Annotated in this window: 18 protein-coding genes; 7 read left to right on the forward strand and 11 right to left on the reverse strand. The window is 52.0% G+C overall.

What is annotated here, in order from left to right; translation table 11 throughout:
- Positions 1 to 171: 171 nt before the first annotated feature.
- Positions 172 to 1,692, forward strand: a complete 1,521-nt coding sequence (locus HU175_RS02735) for a DUF4301 family protein (protein ID WP_176565125.1) — start codon at positions 172 to 174, stop codon at positions 1,690 to 1,692.
- A gap of 82 nt (positions 1,693 to 1,774) precedes the next feature.
- Here HU175_RS02735 and HU175_RS02740 read toward each other — a convergent pair whose 3' ends face one another.
- From HU175_RS02740 to crcB, 5 genes are all read right to left on the reverse strand, one after another.
- The gene (locus HU175_RS02740; RefSeq protein WP_176565126.1) at positions 1,775 to 2,269 is read right to left on the reverse strand and encodes an RrF2 family transcriptional regulator; all 495 of its coding nucleotides are present in this window, start codon (positions 2,267 to 2,269) and stop codon (positions 1,775 to 1,777) included.
- A gap of 365 nt (positions 2,270 to 2,634) precedes the next feature.
- Positions 2,635 to 4,329 (reverse strand): IPT/TIG domain-containing protein, encoded by a 1,695-nt coding sequence (locus HU175_RS02745; RefSeq protein ID WP_176565127.1) that lies wholly within the window; start codon positions 4,327 to 4,329, stop codon positions 2,635 to 2,637.
- 52 nt (positions 4,330 to 4,381) lie between these two features.
- Positions 4,382 to 7,270 carry a TonB-dependent receptor gene (locus HU175_RS02750; RefSeq protein ID WP_176565128.1) on the reverse strand — a complete coding sequence of 963 codons (2,889 nt, stop codon included), beginning with the start codon at positions 7,268 to 7,270 and terminating at the stop codon, positions 4,382 to 4,384.
- Between the two features lie 209 nt (positions 7,271 to 7,479).
- Positions 7,480 to 8,736 (reverse strand): M14 family zinc carboxypeptidase, encoded by a 1,257-nt coding sequence (locus HU175_RS02755; RefSeq protein ID WP_176569107.1) that lies wholly within the window; start codon positions 8,734 to 8,736, stop codon positions 7,480 to 7,482.
- A 67-nt stretch (positions 8,737 to 8,803) separates the two neighbouring features.
- Positions 8,804 to 9,178, reverse strand: coding sequence for a fluoride efflux transporter CrcB (crcB, locus tag HU175_RS02760; RefSeq protein ID WP_176565129.1), 375 nt, complete (start codon positions 9,176 to 9,178; stop codon positions 8,804 to 8,806).
- A 104-nt stretch (positions 9,179 to 9,282) separates the two neighbouring features.
- On the opposite strand from crcB, the gene HU175_RS02765 reads away from it, so the two are divergent.
- Positions 9,283 to 10,608, forward strand: coding sequence for an APC family permease (locus HU175_RS02765; protein ID WP_176565130.1), 1,326 nt, complete (start codon positions 9,283 to 9,285; stop codon positions 10,606 to 10,608).
- Here the strand turns inward: HU175_RS02765 and HU175_RS02770 are convergent, their stop codons facing one another.
- The 3 genes from HU175_RS02770 to uvrA form a co-directional block, all read right to left on the reverse strand.
- Positions 10,609 to 10,908 carry a chaperone modulator CbpM gene (locus HU175_RS02770; RefSeq protein ID WP_176565131.1) on the reverse strand — a complete coding sequence of 100 codons (300 nt, stop codon included), beginning with the start codon at positions 10,906 to 10,908 and terminating at the stop codon, positions 10,609 to 10,611.
- 1 nt (position 10,909) lies between these two features.
- Positions 10,910 to 11,833: a DnaJ C-terminal domain-containing protein gene (locus HU175_RS02775; RefSeq protein WP_176565132.1), complete on the reverse strand. Its 924-nt coding sequence runs from the start codon at positions 11,831 to 11,833 to the stop codon at positions 10,910 to 10,912.
- Positions 11,834 to 12,011: 178 nt separating this feature from the next.
- Positions 12,012 to 14,930 (reverse strand): excinuclease ABC subunit UvrA, encoded by a 2,919-nt coding sequence (uvrA, locus tag HU175_RS02780; RefSeq protein WP_176565133.1) that lies wholly within the window; start codon positions 14,928 to 14,930, stop codon positions 12,012 to 12,014.
- Between the two features lie 141 nt (positions 14,931 to 15,071).
- Between uvrA and HU175_RS02785 the strand changes: the two genes are divergently transcribed.
- The 5 genes from HU175_RS02785 (at position 15,072) to HU175_RS02805 (ending at position 20,022) form a co-directional block, all read left to right on the forward strand.
- The gene (locus HU175_RS02785) at positions 15,072 to 15,704 is read left to right on the forward strand and encodes an MgtC/SapB family protein (protein WP_176565134.1); all 633 of its coding nucleotides are present in this window, start codon (positions 15,072 to 15,074) and stop codon (positions 15,702 to 15,704) included.
- 38 nt (positions 15,705 to 15,742) lie between these two features.
- Positions 15,743 to 16,363, forward strand: coding sequence for a hypothetical protein (locus HU175_RS02790; RefSeq protein WP_176565135.1), 621 nt, complete (start codon positions 15,743 to 15,745; stop codon positions 16,361 to 16,363).
- Between the two features lie 105 nt (positions 16,364 to 16,468).
- On the forward strand, positions 16,469 to 17,911 hold the full coding sequence (locus HU175_RS02795) for an MBOAT family O-acyltransferase (RefSeq protein ID WP_176565136.1): 1,443 nt from the start codon (positions 16,469 to 16,471) through the stop codon (positions 17,909 to 17,911).
- Positions 17,912 to 17,914: 3 nt separating this feature from the next.
- Positions 17,915 to 19,015 carry an alginate O-acetyltransferase AlgX-related protein gene (locus HU175_RS02800; protein ID WP_176565137.1) on the forward strand — a complete coding sequence of 367 codons (1,101 nt, stop codon included), beginning with the start codon at positions 17,915 to 17,917 and terminating at the stop codon, positions 19,013 to 19,015.
- A gap of 200 nt (positions 19,016 to 19,215) precedes the next feature.
- Positions 19,216 to 20,022 carry an SMP-30/gluconolactonase/LRE family protein gene (locus tag HU175_RS02805; RefSeq protein WP_176565138.1) on the forward strand — a complete coding sequence of 269 codons (807 nt, stop codon included), beginning with the start codon at positions 19,216 to 19,218 and terminating at the stop codon, positions 20,020 to 20,022.
- Positions 20,023 to 20,092: 70 nt separating this feature from the next.
- Here the strand turns inward: HU175_RS02805 and HU175_RS02810 are convergent, their stop codons facing one another.
- The 3 genes from HU175_RS02810 to HU175_RS02820 form a co-directional block, all read right to left on the reverse strand.
- Positions 20,093 to 20,761, reverse strand: a complete 669-nt coding sequence (locus HU175_RS02810) for a phosphatidylserine decarboxylase family protein (RefSeq protein WP_176565139.1) — start codon at positions 20,759 to 20,761, stop codon at positions 20,093 to 20,095.
- Between the two features lie 133 nt (positions 20,762 to 20,894).
- Positions 20,895 to 21,413, reverse strand: a complete 519-nt coding sequence (locus tag HU175_RS02815) for a D-glycero-alpha-D-manno-heptose-1,7-bisphosphate 7-phosphatase (RefSeq protein WP_176565140.1) — start codon at positions 21,411 to 21,413, stop codon at positions 20,895 to 20,897.
- 227 nt (positions 21,414 to 21,640) lie between these two features.
- A complete protein-coding gene (locus HU175_RS02820; RefSeq protein WP_176565141.1) occupies positions 21,641 to 24,262 on the reverse strand; it encodes a valine--tRNA ligase in 2,622 nt (873 codons plus the stop codon).

Here is a 24,262-nt window from a genome sequence, read left to right on the forward strand (position 1 = left end):
GCTAGCTAGTCTGGCCGTAAAGGTAGCTGTCTGCCGACTTTTTTGCGGCTTTGTGTATTACCAAATCAGCTGCGAGAGCGCATTTATACTCAGCGATAAATTGATTTGCGTCTCGTTGCTGAAATTGCCAATTTGCCACCCATCCTAACGACTTATTTTTTCGCGTACACAATGCAATTTACCGAACAAGACCAGGACCAGATTCTGAAACAGGGCGTATCCCTCGAACAGATCGACCAACAGATAACCCATTTCGTCGACGGATTTCCTTACCTTAATGTGATTAAGGCAGCCACTGTCGGCGATGGCATTGTACGCGTTCCCGAAGAACAACTGACCAGCTATATCCGGCGATTCGACGAAGCGGCTCATACCAAGGATCTGGTTAAATTCGTACCGGCATCGGGCGCAGCTACCCGTATGTTTAAATCGCTGTTTGCTGCGCTGGATGGCAAGTTCGATAAAGCAACGGACGAGGTGTTTGCGCGGCTTGGCGACTTCGCCTTCTATGACGACCTGAAGGCCGCGATGGCTGCCGGTGGCGACGACCTCGATAAAGCCCTGGCCGACAACAATCGCCAGCTTGTTCTTCAATACCTGCTCACCAGCAAAGGCCTGGATTACGGCAGCCTGCCCAAAGGGCTGCTCAAATTTCACCGCTACACCGATGGTCCCCGTACGCCGGTTGAAGAACATCTGGTTGAAGGGGCCGCTTACGCCAATTCAGACGGGACGGCTACGCTTCATTTTACCGTATCGCCCGAACACCGCAGCCGGTTCGAACAGCTCATCCGCGACGAAAAGCCGAATTATGAAGCCTGGTTGGGCGTTACGTTCGACATCAGTTTCTCGGAGCAGAAAAAATCTACTGACACGATTTCGGTAGATCTGAGCAATGCTCCTTTCCGGAATAACGACGGCTCGTTACTGTTCCGGCCAGCGGGGCACGGTGCATTGATCGAAAACCTGAACGACATCGACGCCGACATTATCTTTATCAAGAACATCGATAACGTCGTGCTGGACGATATTAAAGAACAAACCATTACGTATAAGAAAGTCCTGGCGGCTGTCCTGCTCGACGCGCAGCAGCAGATCACCCGCCTGCAGGGCCTGCTCGAAGGACCAGACGACGTGAGCGATGGCTACCTGGCCGAAGCCGACGAACTATTCCGCCGGACGCTGTTCACCCTGCCTCCAGATGGATTCGATGAACTACCTAAAGCCGAAAAACTCGCCTATTACCGGCAAAAACTGAACCGTCCGGTTCGGGTGTGCGGCATGGTAAAAAACGTTGGCGAGCCTGGTGGTGGCCCGTTCTGGGCAAAAAATCAGGATGGTTCAGTATCGCTGCAGGTTGTGGAGTCGGCCCAGATCGACCTGACCGACGCAGGTCAGAAATCCATCTTCGACGAAGCTACGCATTTCAACCCCGTCGATCTGGTTTGTGGTATTCGCGATCGGAACGGCAAAAAGTTCGACCTGCCCGCCTACCGCGATCCGCTGACGGGCTTTATCACCGAGAAATCAAAAGATGGTAAGGAACTGAAAGCACAGGAGCTGCCGGGTCTCTGGAACGGCGCTATGGCCGACTGGAACACGATCTTCGTGGAGGTACCGCTGATTACGTTTAATCCGGTTAAAACCGTGAATGACCTGCTGCGGAAAGAACACCAACCTCAACTGGATTAAGAAAATCCGTATCGTATATCTATAAAAAGGCCCGTAGAATTGTCTACGTGCCTTTTTAGTATATCAATTGAATGCGTTATGCCTAGGCCATCATCTTTGCCGTTGCTGTTTCGGCTAAATCTGTGGCTTTGCTGCCAATAGGAATCTCTTTCGTTTCGAGCGACGACGGATTCTGGAAAGATAGTAAGGTCGTATTTTCATAAACCCCCAGATTGGCATCACGTACACGCTCCATAACTGGTTTCAATGCACAGGCGATTTCGTCTTCGCAATCGTCGCACTTCACGTAGAAGTTGAACGATACGCAGGGCGTTGGCGCAATGGGACCATCAATAACCCGCAGTACCTGCGCCAGATTGACCCGGCCCGGATCGACCCGCAACAGGTAGCCACCACCCTTGCCTTTCTGGCTTTGCAGAATACCGTGGTTACGTAACTCGAGCAGAATGGCCTCTAAGAATTTTTTAGGTATGTTTTCCTTTGCCGAAATGTACGAAATCAACACAGGACCCTTGCCGTATTCTTCGGTCAAAACCTTAAGGGCTTTAAGGGCATATTTTGCTTTCTTAGAGATCATTGTTACGGTTTATATAAGTTTTTGGTGGTTCACTAAGTACTAGTACTTAACAGAGAAGGCGAGCAAATTAGTAATCCCTTCACAATCAGCCAAGAAATCCTGATCTTTTATGAAAAATAGATGGACTATATTTTAAACTGCCTGTGCTCAGCTCCTGCTGCCTGTCTGAACAATCGATAACTTTCCTAAAGTTCATCGACCTAGTTGGGTATTAGACGATTTGTGCGATAAAGGTAACGGTTCTGCCAAAGAAGTAAGTTAACATTCTCTTTTACCTCATTTTAGTTTAGCGGGCAGTAGTAAGAAAAAAGCCGGAGCAAAGCCCCGGCCCTTTCGTGCGACACCAATATGAAAGTGTGAATAGACTATTGATCGTAATTCGTATTCTGCGGATTGAAGTTTGTCCAGCCCGACAGCCAGTTATCCGTTCCGTTGAACGCACCTCGGTAAGGAGCCGACGTAAAGAACGAATCAGACAGTTTTCCGCCCGTAGCAGCATTAGCCGATACCAGTAACGGAGAGCTGATTCCTGGTAGGAAACTTGGCGCTGTCAGGCTAAAGCTGTTCGCGTTTAATAACAGCGAGGCCAGGTCCGACGAAGCGATTACCGTATTCTTACGGGCAGCCAGCGAGAAATAAGCCGTTGCCTGATCGTTGGTGATGTTACCGGCTCCCCGAACCGCTGTCAACGAGTTAGCTACTGTTACGCCCTGTACTTCCAGAGCACCCGTGCTAGCGTTGTTCAGCGTACCTGTTGTAGTGCCGTCCAGGCGAAGTCCTTCAGGCCAGCCAACAAATACCGAGTTGATAATGCTGATCGCCGTGTTCCGACGCAGGTGCATGGCGGACTGATACGGTCCGCTACCGCCCGTGCCCGATGTCGAGGCCGTACTTGGCGTACCGCTCGTCAGGAAACCGCTGATATTGGCAAAGGTTGGCTGCGTCAATGGCAGACCGTTATTGGCCGTCAGGGCAACGCCACCTGCGTTTTCGCCTGAGTTGAAGTTATCCGATTCAAAACAGTTTGAGCTCGATTGGTCAGCTACCTGCGGGTCGCGGAGCGATACGCCAAACTGAACTTTACCGGTATAGCCCCAGTCCGTATCGAAATCATCATCAAAACCACGGAAGGCAACCAGATATTTTGCATTGACGGTACCGCCAAACCACTCGAACGAGTCATCACCGCTGTACGAAACCTGTACGTGATCAATGGTTGTTCCCGAACCAACGCCGTACATCGTCAATCCGTTAATTTCGCTGTTTGCCTCACTCGTCAGCGCAATACCGCCAAACTCGATACGAACGTAACGCAGCGAACCTGAGTTATCGGTCGATTCAGTGAAAGCACCCAACTGGATACCGATACCACCTTCTGCCGACTGACTGGCTGGCCGGTTGTGGGGCGCTTTACCGATCAGAACAATTCCGCCCCAGTCACCCGATTTACGCGAACCAGCCGCCCGGTTTGAGGTAAAGACAATTGGCTGCTGGGCTGTACCAACTGCTTCCAGTCGGGCACCCTGTTCAACGATCAGCGTACCACCCCGCTTCGATCCGGTTGGATCTTCGTCAACGGTTCCGCCTTTGATGATCGTTCCTGGCTGGATAGTGATGACAACGCCCGGTTTAACGTTCACAAATCCGCGCAGTAAATAGACATTACCGGAGGTCCAGGTTTCACTTACCGTAAGGCTACCTGTTTTAGTTACAACCGGTTTAGCGCTGATTGAGAAAGCCGGGCCTTGAGCAGACTGTCCATTTGCCGTTACCGAAATTGGTGTACCTGCACCAGTTGGCACAATAACCGACAGTTGCGTCGTTGAGGCAGCTACGACCGATGCCGAAACCGTACCAAACGTTACAGTATTGCTGGCTGGAGTCGCATTGAAATTAGTACCTGTAATGACAACCGTTGTGCCAGCAGGGGCTGAGGTTGGGCTGATACCCGTAACGCTGAGTACTGGAGCGGGTGAATCTTCATTTTTACAGGCTGCAATAAAGCTGATAAGCCCTACTACGAGTAAAATTAGATTTCCCCACCGAGTGAATCGATTCATGAGTAATTGATTTAGTTAGTATTAGTATAAAGGCAATTAATTGGTAAAGACATTAAGGAACGATCGTGCGTCGGCCGAAGGTGTACACACCCGTCAGCGTTACGTACTGGCCACGGCGGAAGCGCCGGAATATCTGGTCTGCGTTCACCGATTGCGAGGTGAGATCGCGGTCAACCCGTCCGTTCCCGTTGAAATCCTGTGCGTAGCGGGTTGCCTGATTCAGTATATCCTGGATACCTAGCCGCACATCGATTTTCTGATTAAAGGTTTTACTGATGTTCAGGTCAATCGCGTGGCGGGGCAGTTCGTAAATGGTGGGGTTATTCCGAGTACCTACGGCGAAGATGCGAGGTCCGTAAATGTTATACAGTACGTTCCATTGCAGACCGCTGTTCGGCTCCTGATAATACACACCCGCATTGACCAGGTAAGGCGATTGGTTTGCCAGGGGACGGGTCCGGTCAGCTAAGTCTTTCAGCGGCACATCGATCACCGTTGACGTAGCATCCGGGGCGCGAACAAAATCACCCAGGGTTACCCGGCTGTCGATCAGCGAACCATTGGCTACCACCTGTAAATTCTGGAGGAATTTACTGCCCGACTGGCTGAAGCCTTTCCGCATTTCAACTTCTACCCCGAAATTCCGGGCCGATGGTGCGTTGATGAACGTGTAGCTGAATCCATTACCCGTTGGCAGCAGGAAGCTTTCAATTGGATTCCGGAAGTGTTTGTAGAAACCTGTAACCGAAATCAACTCATTCGGACTTGGATAGTACTCCCATTTCAAATCGACGTTCTGAATCGTTGCCGTCGTGAGTTCGGTGTTCCCCGTTACGACAGCCAGCAGGTTGAAATCGAAGTACTGGAAAGGGGCCAATTCACGCAGTTCGGGCCGGTTAACGGTAGCCGAATAGGCTAGTCGTACACTGTGTTTGTCAGTAAGCTTATGCGTAACGTTCAGGGATGGCAGCGGGCTGAAAATTCGCCGGTTAACCAGTTGCTGATCGACACCCAGCCGTTGAATTTTCAACTCCTGAATGTTATACTCACCACGTAGACCCAATGTTACGTTCGTACGGCTGCCGAGGTTAAAGTCACCACTAACGTAGGCAGCGCCATAGGTGTTGCCACCCCGATACGAATCAAGATCCGACGTACCGTCCAGCAGCGAGAAGCCACCGGGCTGACCGCTTACGTTAGCGGGCGAAAAGATCGAACCAATAGGCTGCTGCTGCACAATGGCTCCATCACTGGTTGTGCCCGCAATACTATTGTAGCCGTAGAAGCGAGCCGAATAATCGCGGACCCGTTGCTCCGCGTAGATACCGGCTTTCAGGTGACCAGGTTCCCGGTCCGTTGGGTTGCCGAAGGTGTGATCGTAGTTACCGATCAGCGAGATTGTCTGTTCATTTAGTTTTGAGTAGAAACGGCCTACGTCGATTGGGTTAGGCGACAGGGGCGTAACCAGCGTATACACACCATTTTCACCACTGTTCAGAGGAGCCTGGTAGCGCGCCCGTTTCCAATCGGGCTCCCAGCGTCCCGAATACCCGTAACCAGCAATCCAGTTTAGTTTCGTCAGTTCATTCAACTGATGATCACCGGAAACCTGCGTTGTGGCAATACTGCGGTTCTCGAACCGCTGCGAGTAGCTGCGGATATCAGCGTTCGAGTCGAAATTCTGCCCCTGCCGGACAACCGTTTCCTGGTTACCCAGTTGGTTAAAGAGTGTTTTCCACTCCAGCGTAAACGTGGGCGAAAAGCGTAGCGACCAGTTGTGCAGTAAGCCTAACCGCGACTGACGAGCGTAGCTGGCATCTTTATAGTCCTGATTGACTGAGTTGGCAACTGCCCCGTTTTCATAAACGCGCAGGTCAATATTCGTTATCTGATTCGTCAGGCTGTAGTTAATGCTGGTCAGGTTACTAACCTGTACGTTCCCGATGTCGAACCGGCGACCCGTATTGAGTGCAAACCGGATATCGGGCATGACAGAAACATTCGTTAATCCCCATGAATTGGGCAACAGCTTGGCATAAGCCGCTCGTTGCGGAGCACCAAGGGCGTTAAAATCACCCGACCGAGTTGGGAAGCTGGTTGGAATTGTTTGTTTAGGCGACCACAGTCCCAGCGCACTCAGGCCACCACGCTGGTGCGACTGCGTCTGTTCGCCTGTTGTGCCAGGGCGGTAGCCCAGCGTCAAGCCTACGTCAATGAAGTTGCTGCTTGGGCGACGCTTGGTGTAGATTTTTACGATCCCCCCCGCAAAATCACCGGGCAGTTCGGCTGAACCGGATTTGTAGACGATCATCCGGTCAAGAATGTTACTGGGAATAATGTCGAATGAGAACGAACGGGTTTCAACCTCGGTCGATGGGGCAATTACGTCGTTGATCAGTACAGAGTTATAGCGGGAGCCTAAACCCCGGATCAGGACAAACCGGTTATCGAGGATGCTGACACCAGGTACCCGGCGGATGGCGGCAGCCGCATCGCGGTCCTGCGATTTCTGAATCTGAGCCGCCGAGATACCTACGGCTAGCGCTTTTATTTGCTTAACTTCCGTAATAACGGCGATTTCGGTGTTAGTGGCTTTGTTGGCCCGGACAACTACCTCCTGGAGTGATTTACCTTCTTCGTCCAGCTCGGTATCGATCACCGTTGTGTTTCCCGATTCAATCCGAACGTTCGGAATTTCTTTCGTCTGGTAAGAAATGTAGGAGACAACTACTTTCTGGGTACCGGCCGGTACGTTCTGAATGGTGAAGCCCCCATCGATGTCGGTTGTTCCGCCGAGTTGGGTACCATCAATACGGACGGTACAGCCGATTAGAGATTCTTTGGTTTTGGCGTCTTTGACAGTACCTCGTACGGTACCGGTCTGCGCCCATGCTGTCAGAGAGAACAGCGTAAAGAAGAGAACAATTAAATTTCGGTTCATATTGGTTTTGCGTGTCGCTTTCGCGTCGCAAAACTACCTGACCAATATTACGCCAATGTTACCCCAAAGTTACGCTTCAATTATGTTTACCGGAAGCACATACATACTGTAAATCAGCACATTACCCATAAGCTAGTATTTAATGTACGTTTAATTTGGTAGTATGCTCCAACAACACCGGTTGTTCGTGGCCTATTGCCTAATAGGGTCTATTTTGTTTGGTCGCCTTCGTTTTTGGCATTAGCAGGAATCTGATCGTCCCAGAAACCATTTACAAATGTATGAACGATCTCTTTGTCTCTCAGGAGGGTGAAGCTCGCCGTCTGCCCGAGCCGAAGTGGGCGATCGGTCTTTAGTCGGAGGCCGGTTGCGTCGATTTCGTCCAGCCCGTAGAAGGTTGATAGGTCGCCGATGTCCTCAACGACACTACGATAGCGGAAGCTGCGCGCCGAATCAGTATTCACTTCCAGCCGATTGATGCCTACATCAACGACAGTCGGTTTACCGTTCCGGATAATTGTGGCGTTCCGGATCAGTACGTCGAACAGCTGCCGCCCATTTTCGGGAATTGCCTGGTAGTCGTCCGTTGATTCCTGCTCATATGCCCCCGTAGCAATTGATTCCAGTGCGGTCAGAATCGCCACAAAATTCAGTCGGCGGATGGTCATTTTCTCTGTATCGCCTTTGTAGCCACCCGATTCGATCAGTACCAGCGTCGTGCCCCATTTCTGAATGTTGTCGCCAAAGGCACGAGGTTCAAATTCATCGTCGTAGCGCGCCACCTGATCGGGAATGAACGCCTGCAACGTCCGGTTCATACCCGCAATGAGCTGCATAGAGCGCTGTCGTACCTCGTTTACGTTACGTGCCTGGTCGTAGGCTGTCGCCAGAAAGGACACTACCGCCTGTTTGCCGGTTTTTCCGACGCCGTAGCGAGGGTTCTGGTCGTGTAGATTGAACCCCACCAGCGGTTTCAGGGTCTGCTGCAGGTTTTTAAGCAGCGCTCCTTCCGGCGTTTGCAGGCGGAGTGCATCCCGGTTCATGTCAATGTCCGATGCCGTCCGGCGCTGAAATCGTTCGGCCCCGTCTGGGTTCAGCATCGGGATAAAGTACAAAGTCGTATTGGTCAGAATCGTTTGCCGCAGACTGTCGAACTCATCGCCCGACGCGGTCAGGAAATTGAAAATATCAAACAGTGCCATCGTGGCCGTTGCTTCGTCGCCGTGCATCTGCGACCAGAGCAGGACTTTGTTTTCCCCAGTTCCGGCTTTGACCTGGTAAATAGCCCGCTTCTCCAGCGACTCACCGACCTGACTGACGTCCAGTGGCCCTTTCCCGTTCAGCGAATCCAGCAATGGTACAATATCCTTGTGCTTGAACCGGCGGTGGGTAAAGTGCTGCTGTTTATACGTATCGTGCGCGTCGTGCAGTCGACGGGCGTCTGTTTGGGCGTAAGCGGTTGTCATCAGAAAAAGAAAGAACAGGCTACGTATTCCTGTTCGGTATAGCATGTAGGGGGTTTGCTGCATGCCGTTACAGTTTTTGTCCCAGCAGAAGGCCACCGGTTGATGCCAGCAGGCACAGTGCGACGTTCAGGCCAATATTCAGGAAAGCCATACCTGTGCGGCCATTTTGAAGAAGCACGACGGTATCGTTGCTGAAGCTGGAAAACGTACTCAGCCCCCCGCAGAATCCAACCCCGATCAGCAGCCGGGCTTCATCACCGGTCGAGCGGGCCAGCGTCCAGCCCACAACGGCGCTTAACAACGCGCTGGCTACGATATTGACCAGGAGAATAGCGCTCGGGAAAGGTACTTCGTTGATTGTTGCCGGAAGAAACCGACCAGCAACGTAACGCAGCAGACTCCCCAGACCACCTCCCACGAACACAAGCAGATAGGCTTTCATGCAAACAAACATACGAAAAAAGGCCAACGCGGCCGGGACGGTTCCGCTCTAGTGCCGGGTTTTTCGCTATCATTGTGTGAATACCTTCCTGACTTTAAACTTTCATGCCCCAGAACCAACTCAAGAAACTGCTCGGTGTCGGTTTCGGCATTGCCGTTACCATTGGCGGCACTATTGGCACCGGTATTTTGCGCAAGCCCGGTCCCATTGCGCAGGACATCGGCGACCCTACGCTCATCATCGCCGTCTGGCTGATTGTTGGTGCGTATGCACTGGCGGGTTCGCTGTCGGTGATGGAGCTGGGAACTATGCTGCCCAAGGCTGGGGCCTGGTATGTATACACCCACCGGGCTTTTGGAAATTACGCCGGCTTTGTCATCGGCATCAGTAGCTGGCTGGGCAGTATTTCAGCCATGGCATTCGGGGCCGCTGTGATGAGCGAGTATATCGGTTTGCTGTCGCCTGCTCTGGTCAACTACCAGAAACTGATCGCCATCGGAATCCTGGCGGCTTTTGTGGCCTTCCACTGGGTTGGGGTTCGGCTGGCCAGTCGGGCGCAGGAGGTAATGAGCGTATTGAAAGCCGTGGGGCTACTGGCTTTCGTACTTGTCTGTTTTTTGATTACGCCGGACCAGGCCCGGGCAGCCAGTCCAACCGAAACCATCCGCCCACTAGCTGAGGGTGGACTCTGGCTGGGAATTCTGTCAGCCTTACAGGCCGTTTTTTATACCTATGATGGCTGGCACACGGCGGCTTATTTTACGGAAGAAGACGTTGATCCCAGCCGTAACCTGCCGAAGTCGATGATCAGCGGGGTACTGCTCATCATTGGTATTTACATTCTGGTCAATCTGGCGCTGCTGTACGTCCTGCCAATGGACACGCTGGCCCAGTCGAAACTTCCGGCAGCCGACGCGGTGCAGTTACTGTTCGGACCGGGCAGCGCGCAGGTTGTTACGGCTCTGCTGATGATTTCGATTATGGGCATTATCAACGCGCAGATTATGTTTAACCCCCGCGTCATTTTTGCGATGGGTCGCGATAAACTGTTCTTCCGGTTTGTTACTGCTGTTAACGAAGGGGGAACGCCAACGAATGCTACGCTACTGACCGCCGGCACGTCCATGCTGATGATTCTGACCAATACGTACGGGAAACTCTCCGACATTGCTACGTTTTTCTTCGTGCTCTGTTACGCGTCGGGCTTTGCATCGCTGATCCAGCTTCGGCGTACGGAGCCCGACTTATCGCGCCCCGTACGCGCCTGGGGGTACCCAGTATCAACCTGGACTCTGCTGATTATTTCGCTGGCCTTTCTGATGGGTGTCGTAATCGGCGATTTTTCGAGCAGCATGTACGCCCTCGGCTTTATCGCCGTTAGCTACCCCATTTACCGGCTGATTAAACGGAGCACCGGCATAGAGAATTAGCTACGCCAACTGGCGGTAGAACGATAACTGATTCTGTAAACGGGAAACCTGCTGCTGCAGGTCCTCAACCCGATCAAGCAGGTTACTGACTACGTCCAGATCGTCGGCGTGAATCTCAAGTTCCTGGTGCAGCCGTACCAGTTTTTCGAGCCGGGCCACCTGCGAAGGCGGTACAAATAGTACCTGCTCAACGGTGGTTATTTCGACCAGACCGCGCTGCTCCAGCGACTGAACGAACGATATCTCAATATGGTGGTACACGCAGAAGTCGCGTACTGGAATCAGGTCTTCAGCGTTCATGTTAGTCATTGGTTAGGATTAGGGTCTGTAATTGCTTGATCAGCTCTTTCTGCTCGTCGGTCAGGTTCGTCGGTAATTTCACCTGCCACTGCACGTAGAGATCGCCGAATGCACCTTCCTGTTTATACACTGGAAAGCCTTTGCCTTTCAGCCGAATTTTAGTGCCGTTCTGCGTTTCGGGGGTCACGGTCACTTTGACCTTCCCGCTTAGTGTCTCGATCACTTTCTGACCACCCAGCAGGGCTGTGAATAGATCGATTTCTTCGGTCACGTAGAGGTCATTGCCGTTCCGTTTGTAGCGGCTGTCATCGGCAATCACAAACGTAATGTACAGGTCACCATTGGGGCCGCCGTTCACGCCGGGTGCACCGTAACCCGTCAGTTTAATTTTCTGTCCATTCTCGACACCCGCTTTGATGGTAATACCGATGGTTTTCCCGTCGAGGGTCAGGTTCTGCTTGTGGGTCGTATAGGCGTCCTGCAGACTCAGGCGCAGTTCGGACTGGTAATCCTGCCCCCGGAATGTAGCCTGTCGGCGACCGCTATAGCCACCGGCCTCCTGCCCGAACATCGACGAGAAAAAATCGGAGAAGTCAGCTCCGCCAAACCCACCCGAAAAGTCATAGCCACCGTCACCACCAGCCTGGCTGTACGCCTGTCGCTGTTGCTGCTGTTGTCTGGCCTGTTCAAACTGTTCCGCGTGCTGCCAGTCTTTGCCGTACTGATCGTATTTTTTTCGTTTTTCGGGATCGCTCAGAACCTCGTTGGCCTCGTTGAGTTGCTGAAATTTCTTGCTGGCCTCCGCGTCGTTCGGATTCAGATCCGGGTGCATCTTACGGGCCAGCTTTCGGTATGCCTTTTTTATTTCGTCGTCCGAGGCCGTTTTTGGCACACCCAGTATGCTGTAATAATCGATAAAGTCCATGTTCAGTGTTGTGGTAATGGGTTATGTTGCTGGTGAAAACGCCCTGGCCCCCACCACGTATAAAACAGCAAAACCGGCGCTAAAGTTGGCAATACCTACACGCTATAAACGACGAATGGGTTGAACCCTAAAACCTGTCTGGTTTGGATTCAACCCATTCATTCCTGCATGGCTTCTGCTATACCTTACCGCGCAGGTAATCGGCGGTGAAGTTTTCGCCCTCGGGCAGTTTCACCATTTCTTCCGGCGTACCGGTAAAGGTAATGTATCCACCCGTTTCGCCCCCCTCGGGGCCAATGTCGATAACATGGTCGGCGCTTTTGATCACTTCCATGTTGTGCTCGATAATGATGACCGAGTCGCCCTGGTCAACCAGCGCGTTGATGGCTTTCAGCAGTTTACGAATATCATGGAAGTGCAGTCCGGTAGTTGGTTCATCGAAAATAAACAGCGTACCACCTTTGTTCGGGTTGCCTTTGCTTAGGAACGACGCCAGCTTAACGCGCTGCGCTTCCCCCCCCGACAGTGTATTGGCCGACTGTCCCAGACCGATGTAGCCCAGCCCTACTTCCTGCAGTGGCATCAGTTTATCCATCATTTTCAGATCAACGTCGGCGAAGAAGTTGACCGCTTCATCGACAGTCATGTCCAGGATGTCCGATACGTTCTTATCGCGCAGCGTAACTTCCAAGACCTCCTGTTTGAAGCGTTTGCCGTTACATCCCTCACATTTGAGGTAGATGTCGGCCATGAACTGCATTTCGATCTTAACCTCGCCTTCGCCCTGGCAGACTTCACAGCGACCACCATCCACGTTGAACGAAAAATGGCTGGGTTTGTAACCCCGGGATTTGGCCACCGGCTGATCGGCCATCACCTGACGCAGATAATCGTACGCCTTGATGTACGTAACGGGGTTTGAGCGGCTCGACTTACCAATGGGATTCTGGTCAATCATTTCCACCGACGTAATGCGGTCGAGCGAACCGCCCAGGCTATCAAACTTGCCCGACTCTTCGGTCACTTCGCCTTTCTGGTGAACCAGCGCCGGATACAGTACTTTTCGAATCAACGTACTCTTACCCGAACCTGATACGCCCGTCACGACGGTAAGCGTATTGAGCGGAAAACGCACGTCCACGTCTTTCAGGTTATTTTCCCGCGCGCCTTTCAACTCAATAAAATTCGCCGACCGGCGCCGGAACGTCGGCACCGGCACCGTTTCCCGACCCGTTAGGAAGTCGAGGGTGTGGGAAGGCATGGGGTTGAGGGCGTAGGGCGTGGAGCTATTGCCCTCTACCCTATGCCCTTTGCCCTCTTCGATCTCTTTCCATGTCCCCTGAAAAACCAGGTGGCCGCCCAGCGAACCGGCGTCGGGGCCGATGTCAACGAGTTGATCAGCCGCTCGCATCACTTCTTCTTCGTGCTCGACAACGATTACCGTATTGCCCATGTCGCGCAGGGTTTCCAGCACGCTGACGAGCCGTTTTGTATCGCGGGGGTGCAGTCCGATGCTGGGTTCGTCCAGAATATACATCGACCCAACCAGCGCCGATCCAAGGGAGGTAGCCAGCTTGATCCGCTGATATTCTCCGCCCGACAATGTATTGGTCAGCCGGTTCAGCGTCAGGTAACCCAGCCCAACGCGTTCCATATAATCCAGCCGGTTTTTGATCTCCGTCAGAATCCGGCCCGCAACCTGTTCCAGGTGCGCGGGCAATTCCAGCTCGCGGAAGAACGTCGTTACGTGCGTAAGGGGCATGAGCACCAGGTCGGTGATGGATTTGCCGCCAACCTTAACATAACCGGCATCTTTCCGCAAACGCGAGCCCCGGCATTCGGGACAGGTCGTTTTGCCCCGGTAGCGCGACAGCATGACGCGGTACTGCACTTTGAAGGTCTGGCTCTCGACAAACGAGAAGAAAGCGTTCAAGCCATCAAAGTACTTGTTACCCGTCCAGAGCAGTTCCTGCTCGGCGGGGGTCAGGTCTTTATAGGGGCGGTGAATCGGGAAGTCGAAGCGAATACCGTTACGAAGCAGGGGTTTCAGGAACTCCTCGTTCATTTTCTCGCTACGCCACGGCATAATAGCGCCCTCAAACACGGACAGGTTCTTGTCGGGGATAACGAGGTCGGGATCGATACCCAGCACTTTGCCAAAGCCATCGCATCGACGGCAGGCTCCGTACGGGTTATTGAACGTGAAGAGATTGACGCTCGGCTCCTCGAACGCAATACCATCCATCTCGAATTTATCAGAGAACATGCGCGACTCTTTGCCAACGATATCAACGCGACAGGTGCCTTCCCCCTCGTTGAAAGCCGTCTGTACAGAATCTGAGAAACGGTATTGATTATCTTCGTCGGGCTGGCCATTCTCATCATAAATAACCGTACCCCGGTCAACCAGGATTTCAAGGTGAGTAGAGGTAAGCACCTCTGCGCTTCCCTCCTCGCCCAATACGTCCTCAATCTGCTTCATCTCCCCATCGGCCACAATTCGGGTGTAGCCTTTCTGAAGCAGGATGTTCAGTTCGTATGCCAGCGTACGACCTTCGCGAATCCGTAGCGGGGCCAGAATCATGACCCGTTGCGGAGTACCGCCCAGACCGGCGTCGAAACTATACATGAAATTCACGACGTCCGTGACGGTGTCTTTACGAACCTCGTTACCCGAAATCGGCGAGTAAGTCGTTCCGGCGCGGGCGAAGAGCAGTTTCAGGTAATCATAAATTTCGGTAGATGTTCCCACCGTTGAGCGCGGGTTGCGAGTCGATACTTTCTGCTCAATAGCAATGGCCGGCGATACGCCTTTGATGTACTCTACTTCCGGCTTTTCCATCCGGCCAAGAAACTGGCGGGCGTAGCTGCTTAGGCTTTCGACGTACATGCGCTGCCCTTCGGCAAACAGTGTATCAAACGCCAGCGATGATTTGCCCGAGCCGGACAATCCGGTCAGAACAACTAGCTTATTACGGGGTATGGCTACGTCAATCCCTTTAAGGTTGTGCACCCTCGCCCCTTTGATGATAATAAATTGCTTGGGATCAAGATGGTCAACAGAACTAGAGCGTTCCGTTTCCGTGGTCTGAGTCATTCTACGTCAGTTGGGTAAACTCTATCTAATTTCTAACGGTTAATTTCGAAATATGGTTTCTCCGAACCGGGTATTCTGACACGGGCAGAAACGCAGTTATCTACTTTCTTAATCGGATAGATACACTATTCCTCAGGCGCTATGGAATTTGATCTGGCAGATAGTTTCCGGCTGGTAGCCTCTTTGCTGATGGGCGGCATTATTGGGGCAGAGCGTGAATACCACGGCAAGTCGGCGGGGTTTCGTACAATGATTATGATCAGCGTAGGCTCAACGTTGTTCACACTCGTCTCCCAGCGGATCGATCTGGACGATAGTGGTCGGATTGCGGCTAATATTGTTAACGGGATTGGCTTTTTGGGGGCAGGCATCATTTTCCGGACCAACAACCGGATAAAGGGATTAACCACGGCCGCTACCGTCTGGGCCGTTTCGGCGTTGGGTATGTGCCTGGGGGCGGGTTACTACGATATTGCCCTCGTTGGTTTTATTTTCATCTTTGTCGCGCTGATCCTGATGTCGGGGCTGGCCCGTAAGCTACAGCAGGTCAGTCAGACACGGGAATACCGCATTGTGGCTCCTGTTGGCCACCGGACGCTCCAGCAGTATGAACAGTTCTTTCGGGAACACGGCATGTCGATCTCGCGGGGGCAGCAGCAACGGATCGGCAACGAGATTAAGGGCAACTGGCGCGTACGGGGCTCGCAGAAGGGCCACCAAAAATGCACAGACCTCTTATTGAACGATCCGGCCATAAAAGAATTCACGTTTTGATTCGTTACTGAGTATAAGTTTAGTTTTTTGAACCTGACATGAAATCCATACAGAATCTACTGGTATTACTTATCGTATTAAGCAGCAGCGTTGCCTTTGGTCAGCTCACCGCCGACCCGGAAGATCGCCGGGATCAGGGCCGGGAGCCGTTACGTACTCAGACCGTTGATGGTGAACCGCTGCCATTTGGTCAACGACTGCGCTACGGCGGGGGCATTACCGGTTTCCGCTTCGGCAATCCCTTCAGTCTCGGCGCTTCACCAGTTGTTGCCTATCAGGCCAGTGAGCATCTGATTGTCGGCGTGGGCGCTAACTATACGTACACCCGTTACAAGGCTCCTTATTATTACCCAACGACTTACAACCAGTATGGCGGACGGGGCTTTGTTATGTACGAGGCCTTACCGGCTGTTATTCCCAACCTCTACCTGCATGGCGAAATAGAGCGCAGTAACGTCCAGGTTATTGAAGATGGCAGCCCGCAGCGGTTAAGTTATGGTCTCACAGCACCGCTCCTTGGTCTGACTTACTCACAGCCCATTTCGCGTCGGTTTAGCGTGAACCTGACGGCGCTGTATAACCTGAACTACAATCAGAATCGGGCCCTGTCGCAGGCTATTTACGGTAACCCCTTTGTTATTCGGCTGTCGTTCTTTTAAGCTATTTCAGAGCGCCGGACAGGAGGAAATATCACCCGACGTGCGTGGGTGCAACCGCCTATCCGGCCTTTTTTTTACCTTTGGCCTGACTTACTATCCGTTAGTATGCTATTTAGTTCGGCCATATTTCTATTTCTATTCCTACCTGTTTTCCTGATTATCTATTACCTGCTGCCCCGGCAGTGGCACAACGCCTTTCTATTCGGGGCGAGTCTACTGTTCTACGCCTGGGGAGAAGGGCTGGTTGTGCTGGTGCTGCTGGTGTCGGCGCTGATTAACTTTATCGCGGGCCGACTGGTCGAAAACGGTCGTCGGCAAGCGGGGCTCCTGCTTTCCTTGGTTGGGAGTCTGTCGCTGCTGTTCTACTACAAGTATAGTAATTTCCTGGTCGATTCGGTACGTGGTTTTGCCGAAGCGTTTGCGATTCCGGGCGCAACGAACCTCAACATGGCGCAGATTGCGTTGCCTATCGGAATCAGCTTTTATACCTTTCAGGGCATTTCCTATACGCTCGATATTTACTGGGGCCGGATCAAGGCGAATCGTAGTTTTCTGGACTACGGTACGTACGTAGCGATGTTTCCGCACCAGATTGCGGGCCCGATCGTTCGCTACGCTGACATTGCCCCGGAGCTATCCGATCGGAGAACCACGGTCGAACAATTTGGCGTTGGTGCTGAACGATTCATCATTGGCCTGGCGAAGAAGGTGTTGCTGGCCAATACGTTCGCCAGTCTGGCCGATACTATTTTCAACGCACCTCCCGACAGTTATCCGGCCAGTACGGCCTGGCTGGGTATTGTTGCGTACACCCTTCAGATCTATTTTGATTTCTCGGGCTACTCCGACATGGCCATCGGTCTGGGAAAAATGGTCGGCTTCGATTTTAAAGAGAATTTCGACTACCCCTATATCTCCCGCTCCATCCAGGACTTCTGGCGTCGCTGGCACATTTCCCTATCGAGCTGGTTTCGGGATTATCTCTACATTCCGCTGGGCGGCAACCGGGCCAGCAAAGCTCGTACGTACCGCAACCTGCTGATCGTATTTTTTGTAACGGGCTTGTGGCACGGTGCCAGTATGAATTTCATTGTCTGGGGGCTGTACCACGGTCTTTTCCTGATGATCGAACGAGCCGGGCTGCGCAAACGGCTGGATCAACTGTGGGCTCCAGTTGCGCACGCGTACACGTTGGTGGTAGTGCTTATTGGCTGGGTGTTTTTCCGGGCTGTCGATCTTACCTCAGCCCTGATTTACCTAAAAAAAATGATCGGTCTCGGACCAGAATCAGCGAACTACGCTTACCCGCTGACGTATTTTACCAGCACTGAGGTTCTAGTTTCTCTGGTACTGGGGTTTGTGCTGGCAACCCCCGTATATCATACGTTCCAGAAATACTGGCGCCGGCTGATGACACGCGTGGTAACAACTCCCGCCCGTCTGACACTGGATCTGGTTTATATTAGCGGTCTGCTGCTGCTGTTTATATCGGCGATAGCGTACCTGGCCGCCGATACGTACAATCCGTTCATTTATTTCCGTTTCTGAACGATGACCTCAACGCGCTCAACGCTCCTTGCTTTCCTATTTGGTATTCTGCTACTCTTACCTACCCTCGATCAGTTATTTGGTCTGACCGCGCGATTCGGCAGTACCGAAAACCGACAGATCAGCGGGGTTCCGCCGTTGAATTTTCCGCATGTTCGTAGTTTTACCCGGCAGTTCGACCAGTATTACAAGGAAAATTTCGGCTGGCGCAATGCCCTGTTTTACGCCTACAGTCGCTGGAAACTGAATGTTTTGGGCGAATCTCCTTTACCCGAAAAAGTAGTGGTCGGTAAAAGCGGCTGGTTTTATCTGGGCAACAGCTACAACAACGTTATTAACCAGCATAGGGGCCTACAGCCGCTGTCCGTCGATTCGGCGCGATACATCACCAATCACCTGCTCATGCGGCAGCAGGAACTGGCAAAGCAGGGTATTCGGCTCTACGTCATGGTCGCGCCCGATTCGCATTCGATCTATCCCGAGTTTTTACCCGACCGCATGGAAGCCAGTTCCGCTCCTTCCCGCTTAGACGTACTGAAACAGGCCGTTCAGCAAACCGATTTGCCCTTTATCGACGTACGGGATACGCTGATTAGTGCCAAACCTCGCCATGTCGTTTACAACCAGACAGACACGCACTGGAATGACTACGGTACCCTGATTGGCAGCGCGGCACTGCTCGAACGCATCCGGCAGGATCAGCCCGCTGTCCCGCCTATGCAGACAAGCGACTTCCGGATTGAGCAGCAAAAGGGAGTTGGTGGCGATTTGGTACGTATGCTGACGGTCCAGGATGAGCAGAAAGACCCCGTTTACTATTACATCCAGCCCAGCGGCAACCGGACCGCCCGCCAGGTTGCTACAGAGCCTAACGAGGTTTCCGGTTTTCCGTCAACCCGTTTTGCCGGTTCCGGGTCGGGTAAACTGCTGTTCGTCGGCGATTCGTTCAGCCACAGTATGATGCAGTTCCTGCCAGCCTACTTTAGGGAGTCGTTCTTCGTGCGAGGCAGTCAGCTGAATTCATCCCTTGTTCGCAAAGAGCGTCCGAACGTTGTTGTCATTGAAGTTGTGGAGCGAAATATCAGCTTTCTCGGCAACTTTTGACCTGACGGAAAATCCTCTTGTCTATCAAACGCTTAGAGCTTAGCAACAGGCTTTTTTTTCGCTGCGCATAGTGCTTTTATACTAAATTTTCTGAACAAAAGGGTGGACAACGTATTTCTTTACCAGATAGGGGTGCCAATACGTTAGCCGCGACGGAATTACTCCAGTGTGCTAGTAGATGGGTGCGCAACTGGTGTACTATGGGTGAAATACGTGTACTTGCTACAGGATTAAAATTTCCGGGAGGACCCACATTCGATGAAGCTGGTTCACTATGGTGTACAGAGCAAGAGGGTGAGAATCTCTTTTGTCGCCAGAAAGATGGTAGCACCAAACGAATAAAAACCGGGGGAAAGCCCAGCGGTGCCGTAGCACGCGACGGCTATATCTGGTTTTGCGATTCGGGCAAGAATACTATTTGCCGGATAAACACTATCAGTGAAATTATTGAAACGATGGTTAGTGAGCTTAGCGCAGAGCCACTTAATTATCCTAATAACCTCCTCGTGGATGCTGCCGGACAGCTGATCTTTAGCTGTCCGGGCCCTTCTGAAAATCCATCGCCTGGCTACGTAGCCGTTTATACGTCGGCGGGTAAGCTGGAAATCATCGCCGAAGGTCTCTCCTACCCGAGCGGACTAGCGTTATTGCCTGATAACACAACCTTACTGATTACGGAGACCCACCGTCAGCGGATCTGGCAGGGGTACTGGGATAGCCAGTCACTGAGCTGGGAAAACCTGCGGGTCTGGGCTACGGTTATTGAGGGGACCGCCAACGCTACTATGCCTGGCCCCAACGGGTTGGCAGTCGGACCAGACGGCAATCTATACGTAGCCGTTTTTGGAGCGGGCGTTATTCGGGTATTTTCAGAAGACGGCCTGTTTGTGCACGATATTGATCTGCCCGGCAGTAATCCTTCGGACTGCGTCTTTGATCCCTCCGGCGAGCTGGGCCTGGTAGTTACAGAAACAGAAAAAGGCGAACTTCTGAGCGTTCGCCTTTAACGAGTGTATATTTTTTGACAGGATTTTGATTGCCTGAAAATTCTGTGATCCTGTTCAAAAGTAAGACCGTTTAGTCTTTGTTCAGTTCGGCCAGGACCGTTACGCCACCACGCATCCGATCGCCGATGTTTACTTTCACGTCAGCGTCCAGCGGCACGAATACGTCGACGCGCGATCCGAACTTGATAAAGCCCATTTCGCTGCCCTGTTCGACGGGCTGCCCTTCTTTCACGTACCAGACGATCCGGCGGGCTACAGCCCCGGCGATCTGCCGGAACAGCACTTCCACGCCATTGGCCGCCTGAATAACGACTGTGGTACGTTCGTTTTCGGTACTGGATTTTGGGTGCCAGGCTACCAGGTATTTACCTGGGTAGTACTTGAAGTACTTCACAATACCCGAAACGGGGTTGCGGTTGACGTGAACGTTCAGCGGGGACATAAAAATCGAAATCTGCCGACGACGTCCTTTGAAATATTCGTCTTCGTCCGTCTCTTCAATCACCACAACCGTCCCATCGGCGGGTGCAATGACCTGGGCCTCATGCTGAGTCAGCTGTCGATTTGGCACCCGAAAGAACTGAACGACAAGCAGAAGAATAATCAGACTAGCAATAACGGTGATGATCATTGCCAGTGTATTTCCGGGAAACAGGTAGAAATAAGCAAACACATCCAGCGCCAGGAGAATTAATCCCGTGGTCAGCATAATGGTTTTACCTTCGCGATGTAAGCGCATACAGAATAGAAAACGGTTTCGGTGTTTTACAGCAAAACTAAGGCTTTTGCCGGAAAACGCACTTTCCGGCCGCGACTCGCAGTAATTAACCCACCTACCGCCGACTTGTTACCAAACCCAACGGATTTATCAGTCAGGCATACTGAAGCACGAAACGAGACGCTTCAAGCAGGTTCGGGGCACAGCCGTCACAGTCAGTTGAAAGCTGAGGCTCCTGCGCAATTCGTACCGTTCTTACCCCTACGCGACGGCCAGCCTGCATATCACGTAAGGCATCACCAATCATCCAGGATTGATCTGAACGGATGTTGTATTTGGCCATTGCTTTCTCCAGTAGCAACGAACCAGGCTTGCGGGTAAGCGACTGGCTGTCGTAATCCGGATGATGCGGGCAGTAATAGATATCATCGATCAAATGACCGCACTGATCCTGCAGGTATTGATAACAGGCCATTACGTCGTCACGCGTGTAGAGTCCTTTGGCAATGCCTGCCTGGTTGGTAATAATAATCAGCATATAGCCCGCAGCTTTCAGTTGTGCCAGCGCTTCGGCTACACCGTCAGGAATAATGAAATCTTCGATTCGATAGACGTAATCGGCCCGGTCTTCGTTCAGTACGCCGTCCCGATCCAAAAAGACACATTTACTCATAGCGTTGTTGACTAGTTTGGCTTCCACACCAACCAAAACTTTGCCAAAATATAATTATTATTTGTAAATTTTATACTATTTAACAATAACTGCCTCATTTACGCAGCTCATCCATTTTTACATTTCAACGCTTTGACAGGATCCCACAGGTTTTTACCGGGCAGAAAAACGCGTTTTCTGAGCCGAAAGCAGACGGGCCGACCTTTTGGCCAGCCCGTTTATACAACTTAAAGATTACTTAACTGTTCTTCCAGCGCCTTAATCTTCGCTTCGGCGTCGGCCAGTTTCTGGCGCTCCCGGTCCACGATTTCAGGCTTGGCGTTAGCTACAAACTTCTCGTTGGAAAGTTTCTTAAGCGTTGCATCCCGGAAGCCGGTCTGGTATTCCAGATCTTTCTGCAGGTTGATTTTTTCCTGCTCGACGTCGATTTCACCAGCAATGTTCACGAAGAACTCATCGCTCTTGATCAGAAACTGAACGCCATCGGCTTTTTCGGTCGTGTACGTAACCGATGATACGTTTGCCATCTTCCGGATCAGGCCCTCGAATGTCTGAAACCGGGTAGCATCCGTCGTTTTAATCGTCAGCGGTAGTTCCGTTTTTGGCGAAATCTGCTTGGAGTTACGAATATTACGAACGTTGGTAATGATCTCAAACAACGTATCAAAATCAGTCAGCAGCTGCGTATTGACAGACCCCGCTTTCGGAAATGACGCAATACAGATACTGTCGCCTTCTTTCCGCTCGCGGATGTCCTGCCAGATTTCCTCTGTAATGAACGGCATGAACGGATGCGCCAGGCACATCAGCTTCTCGAAGAAATTGATTGTTGCGTTATAAGTCGCTCGATCAATCGGCTGCTCATAACCCGGTTTGATCAACTCCAGGTATTGTGAGCAGAAATCATCCCAGATTAGCTTGTAAATCGCCTGTAGGGCTTCCGAAATCCGGAATTTTCCGAACAAGTCTTCGATCTCGACTAGGGTAACGTTTAGTTTCGATTCAAACCAGTCGATGGCCATTGAATTACTCGCTTCGGCTGCTGTATCCGTTACCGTCCAGCCTTTCACCAACCGGAAAGCGTTCCAGATTTTATTGCTGAAGTTACGGCCCTGTTCAACGAGCTTCTCGTCGAAAGGCAGGTCGTTTCCAGCAGGTGAGCTGAATAGCATACCTGTCCGGACACCATCGGCGCCAAACTGATCGATCAGTACGAGCGGATCGGGTGAATTACCCAGCGATTTCGACATTTTCCGACCGAGTTTGTCGCGGACAATTCCCGTCAGATATACGTTCTTGAACGGTGCTTCACCTTTGTACTCGTACCCGGCAATAATCATCCGGGCCACCCAGAAAAACAGGATTTCGGGTGCCGTAACCAGGTCGTTGGTTGGGTAATAATAGTTGATGTCCGCATTGTCTGGGTCGCTGATGCCCTTGAACACTTCCATTGGCCACAGCCACGACGAAAACCAGGTATCCAGTACGTCCTCGTCCTGAGTCAGATCGGCTTCGGTCATGGCAAACAGCAGTTTTTCGTGCTGTACTTTCTCCAGCGCTTCATGTTTGTTACGTGCCACGACAAACGTACCATCCTGCAGGTAGAATGCCGGAATCCGCTGGCCCCACCAGAGCTGCCGGCTAATACACCAGTCATGCACGTTCTCCATCCACGACCGGTACATATTTTTGAACTTTGGCGGATACAGCTGGATCGTGTCGTTCATCACGTTTTCGAGCGCGGGTTTCGACAGTTCATCCATTTTCAGGAACCACTGCAGCGACAGTTTCGGCTCGATGACCGCGTTCGTCCGCTCCGAGAAGCCCACGTTCGACTTGTTCTCCTCCGTTTTGACCAGATTTCCCGACTCTTCCAGCAGTTTGATAATCGCCTTCCGGGCGGCAAACCGATCCTGACCGACCAGAATCTGCGCTTTCTCGTTCAGCGTACCGTCGTCGTTCAGAATGTCCAGCACAGGCAGATTGTGTTTAATACCAAGTGCGTAGTCATTCGGGTCGTGGGCGGGTGTCACTTTCAGACCACCCGTACCAAAGTCCATCGTTACGTATTCGTCCGTAATAATGGGAATCTCGCGGTTGATGAGCGGAATCAACGCTTTTTTGCTGTGCAGGTGCGTGTATCGTTCATCGTTCGGGTTAACGGCAATAGCCGCATCAGCCATGATCGTTTCCGGACGTACCGTCGCGATCGTGATAAACTCGCCTTCCTGCCCAACGATCGGGTAATTGATGTAAACCAGTTTCTGCTGAACCTCTTTCGTAATAACCTCCTCATCCGATACGGCCGTACGTCCCTGCGGGTCCCAGTTCACCATGCGGATACCCCGGTAAATCAGGCCCTTTTCGTACAGATCAACGAATACGTCGATAACCGACTCATAATAATGGTCGTCCATCGTAAAGGTTGTCCGATCCCAGTCGCAGGAAGCGCCCAGCTTCCGGAGCTGTGACAGAATAATTCCGCCGTATTTGTCTTTCCACTCCAGCGCATAGGCCAGAAACTCTTCCCGAGTCAGGTCCTTTTTCTCAATTCCCCGCTCTTTGAGCATGGCAACCACCTTGGCTTCGGTAGCAATACTGGCATGGTCCGTACCCGGTACCCAACAAGCATTCTTGCCTTCCATCCGCGCTTTCCGGACCAGTACATCCTGAATGGTGTTGTTGAGCATGTGGCCCATGTGCAGCACGCCCGTTACGTTCGGTGGCGGAATTACTACTGTATACGGCTCGCGGGTATCATCGGGCGTAGAGGTAAAAAGCTGGTTATCAATCCAGTATTTATACCATTTTTCCTCAATGTCTTGAGGAGTGTATGTTTTTGAGATCAT

The sequence above is a fragment of the Spirosoma sp. KUDC1026 genome (assembly GCF_013375035.1).
Taxonomy (GTDB): Bacteria; Bacteroidota; Bacteroidia; order Cytophagales; family Spirosomataceae; genus Spirosoma.